This is a genomic window from Yersinia sp. 2542 StPb PI, from assembly GCF_048593855.1.
Lineage (GTDB): Bacteria > Pseudomonadota > Gammaproteobacteria > Enterobacterales > Enterobacteriaceae > Yersinia > Yersinia enterocolitica_E.
On sequence record NZ_JAZGQA010000046.1, the window covers coordinates 1 to 14,050 of the forward strand.

A 14,050-nucleotide genomic window follows, 5' to 3' on the forward strand; every position below is an offset into this window, starting at 1 on the left:
ATTATAAAATCAGTTATCAGCGCTTTTGTGATACACAATGGCACACTGAGTGAAGATGATATAATTAATATCGTCTATTCATACAGTACTTTTAAGCTGCACCGTCATGATGCTCAAAAATTTCTGTTATCGAACATAGATAAAGTTAATGAAAGTGATGATTTTTCTTTACTGAATATGTTGAATTGATATTGGGGCCAACTGAACTGGCCCCAGTGGATTAAGCACTCTTTATCGATGGTGTTTTATATTTTGCCAAATATTGTGGCTGGAAAATACACATACGAATTACAGTACGGTATTCACCATTGATAAAGAACTCTTGCTTTAATTCCCCCTCTATTTCAAAGCCTAATTTTGTATAGATATGGATGGCTTTTTGATTTTCTTTATCAACAATCAGATAAAGTTTGTACAAATTCAGTACCGAAAAACCATATTCCATCGCCAGTCTTGCGGCAGCCCCGGCATGGCCTTGACCCTGATGAGCCGGATCGATAATTATCTGAAACTCAGCACGGCGGTGAATATGGTTAATTTCAACTAACTCCACCAGACCGACTTTTGTCCCCTGGCTTTCAATAATAAAGCGGCGCTCACTCTGGTCATGGATATGTTTATCATACAGATCAGACAGTTCAACAAAGGCCTCGTAAGGCTCTTCAAACCAATAGCGCATTACGCTGGCATTGTTATCTAACTGGTGAACAAACGGCAAGTCATCCCGTTCCAGTGGGCGTAACCTGACGCTGTTAGTGGTAGACATACATATTCCTCATTGGCGACAGCGGTTGCTGCCCTAAAAATTATACTATTAGCACAAGAGGTAAGCACAGGGAATTAAAAAAGGCGCTAACCATTAATGGCCGCGCCTTTAATCAATATTTATTAACTTGTTTTATTCAGCCGCGTAGCCTTGCGCAGGTAGGCGTTCACCATCCAGCCAGGCGGCATTATCACGCATAGCAAGACGGCCATCGGTAAACCAACTGACTACCAGCGGATAAATGCTGTGTTCCTGAGTTTGTACTCTTTCGACCACATCCTCTTCGCTATCCTCACTGAAAACCGGTACTTTGGCTTGCAGAATAACCGGGCCGCCGTCCAGCTCTTCAGTAACGAAATGCACCGAGGTGCCATGCTCCTGATCACCGTTTTCCAGTGCCTGACGATGAGTGTGCAGACCGGGGTATTTCGGCAACAGTGACGGATGGATATTTAACATTCGTCCAGCATAGTGCTGAACAAACTCTGCACTGAGAATGCGCATATAACCGGCTAACACCAGTAAGTCAGGCTGATAGTAGTCAATGGCTTGCGCCAATGCCAAATCAAAACTGGCGCGATCCGCATAGGACTTGGCATCCACAGCATGGTGGGGAATACCCGCCAATTCAGCTCGTTCCAACCCATAAGCATCGGGGTTATTACTGAACACGGCACTGATGGTGCCTGAAATACGCCCTTGTTGTTGGGCGTCGATCAACGCTTGTAGATTACTGCCCTGGCCGGAGACCAAAACCACTATCTTTTTCATATACCCTTCGTACTTGAAGCTGCGGGGGTGTTGGCTGCGCGCATTACTCGGCCCATCCGTGGGCCTCGCCTCGTTGAGGCCGCTGCAAGCAGCGTTGAAATCTGCTCCCGGCAGATTTGTCACCCGAATCACGGACTTGAGTCAGCTCATCGGGATTTTGAAGCTGCGGGCTGAATCAGCAATGTTATGGATTGATGATGACTTGATCTGCACCATCAGTCGCCGCCGCAATCACACCGATTTTCCAGGCTTTCTCACCGGATGCGGTCAGTAACTCAACGGCGATATCAGCCAGTTCTGCCGGGAGCGCAACAACCATGCCGACACCACAGTTAAAGGTGCGATACATTTCGTGGCGGCTGACATTGCCGGCTTGCTGCAACCAACTAAATACCGCAGGCCACTGCCAGCTAGCTTCATCGATAACCGCTTGAGTCCCTGCGGGTAATACCCGTGGGATGTTTTCCCAGAAGCCGCCACCAGTCAGATGAGCAATAGCATGAATATCAAGCTGCTCAATCAGGCTGAGAATGGATTTAACGTAGATTTTGGTCGGTTCCAGCAAATGGTCAGCCAGCGATTTACCATCCAACTGAGTTTGCTCAGGATTGGTGTTGCTGACTTCCAGAATTTTGCGTACCAGGGAATAACCATTGGAATGCGGGCCGCTGGCACCTAAGGCAACCAACGCATCACCCGGTGTCACTTTGCTGCCATCAATGATTTCAGACTTTTCAACTACACCAACGCAGAAACCGGCAACGTCATAATCTTCACCGTGGTACATCCCCGGCATTTCTGCGGTTTCGCCGCCAACCAGTGCACAACCTGATTGTTTACACCCTTCGGCGATACCGGTAATCACACTGGCGGCAGTATCCACATCCAGTTTACCGGTGGCAAAGTAGTCAAGGAAGAACAGCGGTTCAGCACCCTGAACCACCAGGTCATTGACACACATGGCCACTAAATCGATACCAATGGTATCGTGGCGTTTCAGGTCCATCGCCAGGCGCAGCTTAGTGCCTACGCCGTCGGTGCCTGAGACTAAAATAGGTTCACGGTATTTTTGTGGCAAAGCACACAGGGCACCGAACCCGCCCAATCCACCCATCACTTCTGGGCGACGAGTTTGTTTAACCACACCTTTTATGCGATCAACAAGGTCATTACCGGCATCGATATCTACGCCTGCGTCTTTATAGCTGAGAGAGGTTTTGTTGGTCACAGCGAGGTCCCCACGGCGGTTGGCTGTTTGAGCTTATATCCTTCATACTTGAAGCCGCAAGAGGGCTCGCTGCACGAACTCATCCAAATCACTGACTTGAGTCAGCTCATCGGGGTTCGCTTGCTGGCAGCCTACCTGCAACGCCAATTACTTTGGCTATAGGAAGAAAACGCGACAATTCTAACAGCGCAGGCAAACGTTTGCGAGTAGCTTGTGATATCACGCTGATTTTTAGCTTTCTTGACTTAAGATTGATTTTCTATTGATCTGAATCAGGCTATTCATTGTGGTGTTCAAAAAAAAAGGCGGTATAATCTCGCGATTTTTTTGGCCGTCAACCGCCTAACCAGGAGAAAAATAATGAAGATCGTTGAGGTGAAACACCCGCTAGTAAAACATAAACTTGGTTTGATGCGTGAGAATGATATCAGCACGAAGCGTTTTCGCGAGTTAGCGTCTGAAGTAGGGAGTTTGCTGACTTACGTGGCAACCGCCGATCTGGAAACTGAGAAAGTCACCATCGAGGGTTGGAACGGGCCGGTAGAGATTGAACAGATTAAAGGTAAGAAAATTACGGTGGTGCCGATCCTACGTGCTGGTTTAGGCATGATGGAAGGGGTGTTGGAAAATATACCGAGTGCCCGCATCAGCGTGGTGGGTGTCTATCGTGATGAAGAGACACTAAAACCGGTACCGTATTTCCAGAAACTGGTTGCTGATATCAACGAACGTATGGCGTTGGTTGTTGACCCTATGCTGGCAACCGGTGGTTCGATGATTGCGACTATCGATTTGCTGAAGAAAGCCGGCTGCCAGAGCATTAAAGTGTTGGTATTGGTTGCCGCACCGGAGGGTATCAAAGCGCTGGAAGAGGCGCATCCAGACGTAGAGCTGTATACCGCCGCCATCGATCAGTGCCTGAACGAACACGGTTATATCATTCCAGGTTTGGGTGATGCCGGGGATAAGATTTTCGGAACAAAATAAAAGGTCACACCATTATGCTATTCGCTTGCCATTTTGAACCTGAGCAGTGCTCGGAATCCTCACGTACTTATGATTTACAAGGTCATGGTGTACGCTCCCGGTTTCTGTGCGCTGTCCGTGTCCAAACTGCCTGTGCTCATTACCGCATACTGGAATAACCTTTAGATAGCCGACTCGATAGTCGGCTTTTTTTTGAATAACTTTTAGCATAATCATTTTTAAACACACCATTAAGAGGATAGAGAAATGAGCCGTCGCACCATCGGTGTCAGCGAGCGTCCACCGCTGCTCCAGACGATCCCCCTGAGTTTTCAACATTTGTTCGCCATGTTTGGTGCCACCGTTTTAGTTCCTATTCTATTTAAAATTAACCCGGCCACGGTGCTGCTGTTCAACGGTATCGGAACCTTGCTCTATCTGTTTATTTGTAAGGGAAAAATCCCGGCTTACCTCGGCTCAAGTTTTGCGTTTATCTCACCGGTACTGCTGCTATTACCCTTGGGATACGAAGTTGCCTTGGGCGGTTTTATCATGTGCGGCGTGCTGTTTTGTCTGGTGGCGCTGATTGTGAAAAAAGCCGGAACGGGTTGGCTGAATGTGCTGTTCCCGCCCGCGGCGATGGGGGCGATTGTTGCCGTTATCGGCCTTGAGTTAGCTGGCGTTGCTGCGGGTATGGCCGGATTATTGCCCGCCCAAGGTGTGACAGTAGATTCAACCACTATCATCATTTCAATGGTGACGTTAGGGGTAACCATTCTGGGATCGGTGCTGTTCCGTGGCTTCTTCGCCATTATCCCTATCTTGATCGGTGTGTTGGTCGGTTATGCTTTGTCATTCGTGATGGGGGTGGTTGATTTAACCCCAATTAGTCAGGCCCATTGGTTTGCCTTACCGACGTTTTATACCCCACGTTTTGAATGGTTCGCTATTTTAACCATCTTGCCTGCGGCGCTGGTGGTTATTGCTGAACATATCGGTCACTTGGTGGTGACTGCTAATATCGTGAAAAAAGATTTGATTCGCTCACCCGGTCTGCATCGCTCGATGTTTGCCAACGGTATTTCGACGGTGATTTCCGGCTTCTTTGGCTCAACCCCCAATACCACGTATGGTGAGAATATCGGTGTTATGGCGATCACCCGTGTTTACAGTACTTGGGTGATCGGTGGCGCTGCGATTCTGGCGATCATGCTGTCTTGTATCGGTAAATTGGCTGCTGCCATTCAAGCGGTGCCGGTACCGGTGATGGGCGGTGTTTCACTACTGCTGTACGGTGTTATTGCCGCATCAGGTATCCGCGTGCTGATCGAGTCAAAAGTTGACTATAACAAAGCACAAAACCTGATCTTAACCTCCGTTATCCTGATCATCGGGGTGAGTGGCGCGAAAGTGAATATCGGCGCAACCGAACTGAAAGGCATGGCTTTGGCAACGGTTGTGGGGATTGGCTTGAGCCTGCTGTTTAAAGTGATCAGTCTGATTCGCCCTGAAGAAGAGATTATTGACGCCCAGGAAGACGAGTCCACACGTTAATATCGGTGCAATAAAAAGTGATATCTGGCCGGGCGGTTATTATGGGTTCGGCCAGTTTTTCGCTTCAGATCAGGTTTTTATGCTGTTGTTAATTTTTGTGGTAAGCTTGCCACGTTTTCCCGCCCGTTTTGTTGGTTGAGGTGCTTCTGAATACGCCGGCACAGCTTTCACTGCCACTCTATCTTCCCGATGATGAAACTTTTGCCAGTTTTTATCCGGGGGAGAACCCGTCCCTGTTAGCGGCGATCCAGTCTACTGTTCATCAGTCCCACGGCAGTTATATCTATTTTTGGTCGCGCGAAGGCGGTGGTCGGAGTCATCTATTACATGCAGCTTGTGCGGAGTTATCGCAAAAAGGCGAGGCGGTAGGCTATGTCCCGCTCGATAAACGCGCTTATTTTGTGCCCGAAGTATTAGATGGTATGGAGCAGTTGGCGCTGGTGTGTATTGATAACATTGAGTGTATCGCGGGCGATGAGCAGTGGGAAATGGCGATATTTAATCTCTATAACCGCATTGTTGAAACCGGCCGCACCCGTTTATTGATTACCGGTGATCGCCCACCACGGCAATTAAATCTCGGTTTGCCTGATTTAGCTTCACGTCTGGATTGGGGGCAGATCTATAAATTGCAGCCGTTGTCGGATGATGAAAAATTGCAGGCTTTACAGTTACGTGCCAAATTGCGTGGTTTTGAATTACCCGAAGACGTTGGCCGTTTCTTGCTAAAACGGTTGGATCGGGAAATGCGCACACTGTTTATGACCCTGGATCAACTTGATCGGGCCTCTATCACCGCCCAGCGTAAGCTCACCATTCCTTTTGTAAAAGAAACTCTTAGCCTTTAATACCCTTCCTTTGGCAAGTGGTAGGGGCGCTGCGTTGGTGACTCGGCCCTTCCATCGGCCTCGCTTCGATACGCAGCGTTCAATCATGGGTTGCAATCAAGTTACGGTAAAATCTCAAGCACCTGCTCTGGCGGGCGGCCGATACGTGCCTGGCCGTTATAAACCACAATCGGGCGCTCGATAAGTTTTGGATTATCGCTCATCGCTTGCAGTAACTGATCCTGCGTCAATGTCTCATCTGCCAAATTCAGTGTTTGGTAGAGATCTTCTTTGGTGCGCATAAGCTGCCGCGCGTCATGAAAGCCGAGTTGTTGCAGTAACGCTTTTAACCCCGCCACAGACGGTGGATTGTCTAAATATAATATGACCTGTGGCTGAATCCCCTGCTGTTCAACCAGTGCGAGTGTTTCCCGGCTTTTAGAGCAGCGTGGATTATGATAAAACATGACATCTTTCATGATAAATTTCCTTAAGACTTCTGGTATTTCTGGAAGCGCTTATCTAGCTGGCGTAACTGGTCAATGCGCGCATCATAACGCGCCTGTTCCAGACTCCCCAATTTCACCCGAGCACTGGCATCGCTGAGCAGGCCGATGGCCTGTGGCAATTTGCCGCTCAAAGCCAGGCTCTCTGCCCGAGCAGCCAGTTCCTGATCACGTAAACCCAGTGCAGCAGCTGCCTGGGCTAACAGATCCCAGCCATTAGGGTCGTTTGGATTAGCAAAGGTGTAGCGATTTAGTATCTTGACTGCCGCTGCCGGTTGGCCACCTTGGACATAAGCGTTGGCCAGGTTCAATTGCAACACCGGCTCATCATTTTGTTTAGCGGTTGCCGCTTGCAGGCGGGCAATGGCGGCGGCGGCTTTGTTTTGCCCCAGATCAATATCAGTCATCAAATCAAGGAACCAAATATTGCCCGGTTGTTGCGCTAACAGGGGCTGTAACAGATTGCGGGCTTCATCGTACTTTTTGGCCTGATACCACAAAATGGCCTGACCGTATTTGGCCGCCAATTGCTCGCGCACCGTGCCTTTACTCAATGTTTCCAGTAGGTCTGGCGTGAGGCTGTTCTCAGTTGAGCCATACATGCCCAGAATACGAACTTTGGCGAATAAATAATCTTGTGATGACGCGATAGGGTGCGGTTTCATCTGATTAGCACGGTTACGCGCATCAGATAAACGGCTATCTGGTAAGGGGTGAGTCAGCAGCATTTCCGGTGGTTTTGATGTATATCGTGACTGATCGGCTAACTTTTGCAGGAAGTTAGGCATGGCCTGCGGATCAAACCCCGAACGCTGTAATACCTGAATACCTATACGGTCAGCTTCCTGTTCGTTGCCTTGAGTAAAGCTGATGACGCCTTGTTGAGCGCCTGCTAACGTACCGCTCAAACCCGCCATCCCTGCTTGTGGGCTGGCCATGGTTAACAGAATAGAACCTAGTACCCCGACCCACGTCAGCGGCGCCATTCTTTGCTGTTCTTCCATCGCGCGCGCCAGATGGCGTTGAGTCACATGAGATATTTCATGTGCTAATACAGATGCTAGTTCACTTTCGTTTTCGGTATAGCGGAACAGGGCAGAGTGGAGTACCACATTGCCACCGAAGAAAGCAAAAGCGTTAATTTGATCGTTATTCACTAAATAGAAATGAAACGGCGTACGTACTGAGTAGGCATTGGCGACCAGCCGATTACCCAGCGTATTGATATATTGAGTCAATAGCGGGTCATAAATCAGCGGGGTGCTGGCGCGCATTTGGCGGACATAAAAATCCCCCATTGCCTTTTCCTGATCGATACTCAAAGTGGCACCCGCAGAGGTACCAATATCGGGCAGCAGGTCTTGTGTCTCAGCGCTGGCAGGTATTGTGCCAGTGAGCAGCAAGCTACTGAGTAGTGTGGCGATCATTGTCTTACTTAACCGACCTGTTTTAGTTAACCGATAAGTCATAAACGAGGCTGCCCTTGCTAATGTAATGACAATTAGACTCCGAGATGTGTAAGAGTTCTTCTTCCTTACTCTACTCTCCAGTACAATTGGGTATAGATCACATAAATAGCATCAAATACGTCAAAGGTTAAGCTCAACCTCCGTGCTGAGGCCCGCAACTATCTTAGCCAGCATGTGGAGATAAGGGAACGTCTGACGAAAACAATTTACCTTCGTTATGTCCCTGCATGTCGGGGCGGTTAAAGGGATCGACTAATTTGTCGATCTCTCATGGCACTTAAGGAGCAATTACGGATGCTAGAGCTGTTGTTACAGTGGTATCGTCGGCGTTTTACCGACCCGCAGGTTATCGCTTTATTGGTTATTCTGTTGGCTGGATTCTGCATTCTCTACTTCTTCAGTGGCATTTTGGCTCCTCTGCTGGCGGCGATCGTGTTGGCGTATTTGTTAGAATGGCCAACCGCCCGATTACAACGTATTGGTTGTTCTCGCCCATGGGCGGCCAGTATCGTACTGGTGATTTTCGGTGGTATCACACTACTGGCGGTATTTGTTGTGGCGCCAACGGTGTGGCAACAGGGCAATAATCTGATATCAGACATGCCGAAAATGCTAAATAAATTCAATGCGTTTGCTCAGACGTTACCTGCGCGTTATCCCGCGCTGGTGGATGCCGGCATTGTCGATATGATGGCAGAAAATCTGCGAAGCAAGCTGTCGGGGATGGGGGAGTCCGTGGTTAAAATCTCTCTCGCTTCATTGATAGGTTTACTGACATTGGCAATTTATTTGATTCTGGTGCCACTGATGCTGTTTTTCCTGCTCAAAGATAAAGAGCAGATGCTGAATGCAGTACGGCGTATTTTACCGCGTAATCGCGGTCTGGCTGGGCAAGTCTGGCTGGAAATGAACCAGCAGATAACCAATTATATTCGTGGCAAAGTATTGGAGATGGTGATTGTTGGCATCGCCACGTATTTAGTGTTCTTTGTTATGGGCATGAATTACGCGCTGTTACTGGCGGTGTTAGTCGGCTTCTCGGTACTGATCCCTTATATTGGCGCAGTGATTGTCACTATTCCAGTGGTGTTGGTGGCGTTATTCCAGTGGGGGGTTGGGGCCGATTTCTGGACACTTTTTATCGCCTATTTGGTAGTACAAGGGCTGGATGGTAACTTGCTGGTGCCGGTACTGTTCTCTGAGGCCGTAAACCTGCATCCTTTGGTGATTATTCTGTCAGTGATCATTTTTGGCGGCATGTGGGGCTTTTGGGGGGTATTTTTTGCTATCCCGTTAGCTACGCTGGTGAAAGCGGTTATTCATGCCTGGCCGGAGGAGTTTATCCCCGACGCAGATTAACTATCCCCTGTGCCCTTGATGCCGCAGCGGTGTTAGCTGGCTGCGTTGCTGCAACAGCAATGGCTTTGGGGAACATTCGATTTATTGCCAATAAAAAGAGCGCTTGAGCGCTCTTTTTTTGCAACTTATCGGCCAGGGCCAGGGTGTGATGACTCAGGCACTTTGGCGCAAGTAATCCATTACGATATCGTGGTGGTTGGTGGTTTTGAAATTATCAAACACATGCTCCACCTTACCGTCGGCATCAATTAAGAAACTGATACGGTGGATACCGTCGTAGGTTTTACCCATAAAGCTTTTTTCGCCCCAGACACCAAACTGCTCTGCAACCTGATGATCTTCATCAGACAGCAATGTGAAGTTCAGTAGCTCTTTTTCAGCGAAACGTGACAGCTTTTCAGGTTTATCGGTGCTAATACCGAGCACTTCGACACCCGCTTTCTTCAATTCATCCATGTTGTCGCGCAGACCGCAGGCCTGAACAGTACAGCCTGGTGTCATGGCTTTAGGGTAGAAGTAGACCAAGACACGTTGTCCCTGGAAGTCGGCCAAACTAATCTGCTCGCCATCTTGGTCGGGCAAACTAAACTTCGGCGCTATATCACCGGCTTTCAATGGGCTCATTACTAACTCTCCATTCGTGAGTCATGCTGTGGATAGTTCACAACGCTAATACTGCCTTGCGCGTTGAGTTCTGTACATAGCTGATAAAAAGCGTGTTCAATTATCGAACTGTTTTGGCTGGCGGGACTGTGCGCACTAATCTGGATATGCAACCGAGGAGGGTTGCCACCTTCAGCCGGCTGAGTTTTGGAAACCAACTCGGCGATATTCATATTGTGACAATGAAACAAGTTGGTAAACCGTTCAATAATATGGGGGGAGTCATTGACTTCAACTTTTACCCATACTGTGGCAGGCATCGCTTTTTGGTCCTGGGCATTGGTTCGCTTCATCACAATCAGCAAATCAAGCTCTGCCCCTTTTTGCGGTAAGGTGGATTCCAGTAGGGTAATCGCATTCCAACTGCCTGAAAGCAGCATAATAAATGTGAACTCCTCACCGAACATGGCTAGCCGGCTATCTTCAATATTACAACCGCAGCTACTGACATGGCGGGTGATGGTATTCACGATTCCTGGGCGGTCAGCACCCAGTGCGGTAATGACCAGATAATGTTCATCAAGCTGCGGCAAAATCGCTCTTCCTGTCATGCTCTTTGGGGTTACCATGGTAAACATAAAAAAAACCTGCTGCCAAGCGCTTACAACACAGTTGTTTGCTTGCTTTTGGATAGAGGTCAAAAGTACCATGAGGAACTTGTTTAAGGAGGGGGTGGGCAATGTTTACGGGAAGTCCAATGTTTACAGGAAGCATAGTTGCACTGGTAACGCCGATGGACGACAAAGGTGCGGTCGATCGTGCAAGCCTGAAGAAACTGATTGATTACCATGTAACCAGTGGTACTGCGGCGATTGTCTCCGTGGGCACAACTGGTGAGTCTGCAACACTGAACCATGACGAACATGTCGATGTGGTCATGCAGACGCTCGAACTGGCCGACGGCCGAATCCCAGTCATTGCCGGAACCGGCGCTAATGCCACCTCCGAAGCAATTTCTCTCACCCAACGGTTTAATAATACCGGTGTGGTGGGATGTTTGACTGTCACGCCATATTATAATCGGCCAATGCAGGAAGGGTTATATCAACACTTCAAAGCGATTGCTGAAAGTACCGATTTGCCACAAATTCTCTATAATGTGCCTTCGCGTACCGGTTGCGATATGTTACCGCCGACCATTGCTCGCTTAGCTAAAATTAAAAATATTGTTGCTGTTAAAGAAGCAACAGGGAACTTAAGTCGGGTTAGTCAGATCCAAGTGCTGGTTGATGATGAAGATTTCATCCTGCTCAGTGGTGACGATGCGAGCGGACTGGACTTTATGCAACTGGGCGGCAAAGGGGTTATTTCGGTGACAGCGAACATTGCTGCGCGTGAAATGGCTGAACTTTGTGACTTGGCTGCACAGGGTAACTTTGCAGAAGCACGCCGTTTGAATCAGCGCTTGATGCCGTTGCATCAGCATTTATTTGTAGAAGCAAACCCAATTCCGGTGAAATGGGCCGCGAAGAAGCTGGGATTAATGGCGAATGACACTCTTCGTCTGCCAATGACCCCACTGACTGACCCGGCTAAACGGATTGTGGAAGATGCGCTGAAAAGCGCAGGTTTGCTGTAACTCTTAGGGAAATTTGATGGCAATAACATTGCAAAAGTCGACGGTGGTAACGGTAGTGGGTGTTTCGCTGGCAATGCTGCTGGCAGGTTGCTCCACTGACCAACGCTACAAACGCCAGGTTGGCGGTGACGAGTCTTATCTTGAAGCTCCGGGGCTAAAGCCGCTTAACTCACCAGCAGGGATGATTCTGCCGATACAAAATGGTGAGTTTGATATCCGTTCCGTCAACTCTCAAGGTGCTGTGGGCAAACAGTTGGACATCCGTCCTCCGGTACAACCACTGGCATTGCTTAGCGGTTCTCGCGCTGAAAATGCTAACGATACCAGCAAGCTATTGTTAGAAAATAGCCCGCAAAACCGTAATCTTTGGGCGCAAGTTACCCGCGTTCTACAGGATAAAAACTGGGCGATAGCCAGCCGTCAGGATGCCAGCCAAACGTTGACAACTGACTGGGTCAAATGGAATCGTGCAGATGAAGACGTGCAGTTTGAAGGCCGTTATCAGATAAGCGTGCAGGAGCAAGGTTATCAGTTGGTGTTAGTGGTGAAATCTCTTGCTTTACAGCAAGGTGGGCAACCGGTCACCAGCTATACCGAAATCCAGCGCTACAACGGTGCAATGCTGAATGCCATTATCGAAGGTCTGGATAAGGTGCGTTCTGATAGCGAAAGCAGTCAGGCTTCCCGTAAAGTCGGCACGCTAGATGTTCAAAGCGGCAGCGATGATACTGGTTTACCGCAACTGATTGTACGTGCCCCTTATGCTGTATTGTGGGAACGGCTGCCAGCCGCCCTTGAGAAGATTGGCATGAAGGTTACTGATCGTAGCCGTCCACAAGGTTCGATTAACGTTACCAATAAATCCATGAGTAGCGGCAGTTGGGATGCGTTGGGTGCCAAAGACCCTGAATTGCCAGAAGGCGATTATAAGTTACAGGTCGGTGATCTCGATAACCGCAGTAGCTTACAGTTCATCGGTCCGAAAGGGCATACTCTGACTCAGTCTCAGAACGATGCTCTGGTCGCGGTGTTCCAGGCAGCATTTAGCCAAACTGGTGCTACAAGTACCAAATAAAACCAAAGGGGCTTCGGCCCCTTTAAACCCGTCATACTTCAAGCTGCATGTGCGTTGGCGACGTTCAATCACCCGAGTCACTTACAACACAGTAAGCTCATCGGGATTATGAGCCTCTAATGAGGCTCACCCTGCGGGCCAGCGCAGGCGCTGTTCAAAATGGTTTACAACCAATTTGTCACTCGCTTGCCGCCTTCCTGCAACTCGAATTATTTAGGGTTTAGTCATTTTATAGCGAGTTATATTTTCACATTACTGGAGTAATTAAGATGCAAAAGCTAGCTGAGTTGTATCGTGGGAAGGCGAAGACCGTCTATACCACCGAAAATCCTGACCTGTTGGTATTGGAGTTCCGTAACGATACGTCAGCACTGGATGGTCAGCGCATTGAACAATTCGATCGTAAGGGAATGGTAAATAACAAATTTAACTATTTCATTATGACTAAATTGGAAGAAGCCGGTATTCCAACGCAAATGGAACGCTTGCTGTCAGATACCGAAGTGTTGGTCAAAAAACTGGAAATGATCCCAGTTGAGTGTGTTATCCGTAACCGTGCCGCAGGCTCGTTGGTAAAACGCTTAGGAATAGAAGAAGGTTTGCAACTGAACCCACCACTGTTCGACCTGTTTTTGAAAAACGATGCTATGCATGACCCAATGGTCAATGAGTCTTATTGCAAGACCTTTGGCTGGGCGACAGAAGCACAATTGGCCCGCATGAAAGAGCTGAGCTATCTGGCGAATGATGTGTTGAGTAAACTGTTTGATGATGCCGGTTTAATCCTGGTGGACTTCAAGTTGGAGTTCGGTTTGTTCGGTGATGAAGTGGTTTTGGGTGATGAGTTCTCACCTGATGGCAGCCGTTTATGGGATAAGGAAACCCTGAACAAGATGGACAAAGACCGTTACCGTCAAAGCCTGGGTGGTTTGATTGAAGCCTACGAAGAAGTTGCACACCGTATCGGCGTAAAATTAGACTAACCGCGCAATCGATTCCGTTTTGTCTGGCGCAGGGGAGATAGTCGCTATCTCCCCCATGCTTTTCTTTCTTAACGCTACAGCATTATTAGCGATGTTCACCACTCAGCCCCTCTCTGGGCCAGCCGTAGCAAGCAGCGTTTAGTTCAGCTCCAGACAGATTTGTCTCTCACTTGCCGCCTTTGCTAAGTACTTTGAGCATGTATTTGAATGCCCAACTCCGCTAATAACACCAATCATTTAAGCTTTTAATGGTATTAGCTCAACAGATTTCCTACGATAATATGTAAGGAAAATATCTGGGAGT

General features: G+C 48.4%; 14 protein-coding genes and 1 pseudogene. 8 read left to right on the forward strand and 7 right to left on the reverse strand.

Annotated features, from left to right (window positions below):
* Positions 1-189, forward strand: a pseudogene (locus tag V1952_RS08175) (flagellar protein FliB); the annotation flags it as partial.
* Between the two features lie 31 nt (positions 190-220).
* On the opposite strand, the gene speG reads toward V1952_RS08175, so the two are convergent.
* The 3 genes from speG to purM form a co-directional block, all read right to left on the reverse strand.
* Complete coding sequence (gene speG, locus V1952_RS08180; protein ID WP_083163283.1) at positions 221-766, reverse strand: spermidine N1-acetyltransferase; 546 nt, start codon at positions 764-766, stop codon at positions 221-223.
* 132 nt (positions 767-898) lie between these two features.
* On the reverse strand, positions 899-1,537 hold the full coding sequence (gene purN / locus V1952_RS08185; RefSeq protein ID WP_372559631.1) for a phosphoribosylglycinamide formyltransferase: 639 nt from the start codon (positions 1,535-1,537) through the stop codon (positions 899-901).
* Between the two features lie 184 nt (positions 1,538-1,721).
* The gene (gene purM / locus V1952_RS08190; protein ID WP_083163287.1) at positions 1,722-2,765 is read right to left on the reverse strand and encodes a phosphoribosylformylglycinamidine cyclo-ligase; all 1,044 of its coding nucleotides are present in this window, start codon (positions 2,763-2,765) and stop codon (positions 1,722-1,724) included.
* A gap of 360 nt (positions 2,766-3,125) precedes the next feature.
* Between purM and upp the strand changes: the two genes are divergently transcribed.
* The 3 genes from upp (at position 3,126) to hda (ending at position 6,133) form a co-directional block, all read left to right on the forward strand.
* Positions 3,126-3,752, forward strand: coding sequence for a uracil phosphoribosyltransferase (gene upp / locus V1952_RS08195; RefSeq protein WP_005183956.1), 627 nt, complete (start codon positions 3,126-3,128; stop codon positions 3,750-3,752).
* 246 nt (positions 3,753-3,998) lie between these two features.
* Positions 3,999-5,285 carry a uracil permease gene (uraA, locus tag V1952_RS08200; RefSeq protein ID WP_420070844.1) on the forward strand — a complete coding sequence of 429 codons (1,287 nt, stop codon included), beginning with the start codon at positions 3,999-4,001 and terminating at the stop codon, positions 5,283-5,285.
* 140 nt (positions 5,286-5,425) lie between these two features.
* Positions 5,426-6,133, forward strand: a complete 708-nt coding sequence (gene hda, locus V1952_RS08205; RefSeq protein WP_032906019.1) for a DnaA inactivator Hda — start codon at positions 5,426-5,428, stop codon at positions 6,131-6,133.
* Positions 6,134-6,234: 101 nt separating this feature from the next.
* On the opposite strand, the gene arsC is transcribed toward hda, so the two are convergent.
* Together arsC and V1952_RS08215 are read right to left on the reverse strand one after the other, a co-directional pair.
* Positions 6,235-6,591, reverse strand: a complete 357-nt coding sequence (gene arsC, locus V1952_RS08210; RefSeq protein ID WP_420074593.1) for an arsenate reductase (glutaredoxin) — start codon at positions 6,589-6,591, stop codon at positions 6,235-6,237.
* An 11-nt stretch (positions 6,592-6,602) separates the two neighbouring features.
* Entirely contained in the window at positions 6,603-8,045 is a 1,443-nt protein-coding gene (locus tag V1952_RS08215; RefSeq protein WP_372559934.1) for a M48 family metalloprotease, read from the reverse strand.
* 336 nt (positions 8,046-8,381) lie between these two features.
* Here V1952_RS08215 and V1952_RS08220 point away from each other — a divergent pair, with 336 nt between their 5' ends.
* Positions 8,382-9,446, forward strand: coding sequence for an AI-2E family transporter (locus tag V1952_RS08220; RefSeq protein ID WP_372559628.1), 1,065 nt, complete (start codon positions 8,382-8,384; stop codon positions 9,444-9,446).
* Between the two features lie 153 nt (positions 9,447-9,599).
* Here V1952_RS08220 and bcp read toward each other — a convergent pair whose 3' ends face one another.
* Together bcp and V1952_RS08230 are read right to left on the reverse strand one after the other, a co-directional pair.
* Positions 9,600-10,070: a thioredoxin-dependent thiol peroxidase gene (gene bcp, locus V1952_RS08225; RefSeq protein WP_372559627.1), complete on the reverse strand. Its 471-nt coding sequence runs from the start codon at positions 10,068-10,070 to the stop codon at positions 9,600-9,602.
* Between the two features lie 2 nt (positions 10,071-10,072).
* A complete protein-coding gene (locus tag V1952_RS08230) occupies positions 10,073-10,642 on the reverse strand; it encodes a glycine cleavage system transcriptional repressor (RefSeq protein ID WP_083164144.1) in 570 nt (189 codons plus the stop codon).
* Between the two features lie 164 nt (positions 10,643-10,806).
* Here V1952_RS08230 and dapA point away from each other — a divergent pair, with 164 nt between their 5' ends.
* From dapA to purC, 3 genes are all read left to right on the forward strand, one after another.
* Positions 10,807-11,688 carry a 4-hydroxy-tetrahydrodipicolinate synthase gene (gene dapA, locus V1952_RS08235; RefSeq protein ID WP_372559626.1) on the forward strand — a complete coding sequence of 294 codons (882 nt, stop codon included), beginning with the start codon at positions 10,807-10,809 and terminating at the stop codon, positions 11,686-11,688.
* Between the two features lie 16 nt (positions 11,689-11,704).
* Positions 11,705-12,763, forward strand: a complete 1,059-nt coding sequence (bamC, locus tag V1952_RS08240) for an outer membrane protein assembly factor BamC (RefSeq protein WP_083163303.1) — start codon at positions 11,705-11,707, stop codon at positions 12,761-12,763.
* A gap of 269 nt (positions 12,764-13,032) precedes the next feature.
* Positions 13,033-13,746, forward strand: coding sequence for a phosphoribosylaminoimidazolesuccinocarboxamide synthase (gene purC / locus V1952_RS08245; RefSeq protein WP_083163306.1), 714 nt, complete (start codon positions 13,033-13,035; stop codon positions 13,744-13,746).
* The last annotated feature ends 304 nt before the right edge of the window (positions 13,747-14,050 follow it).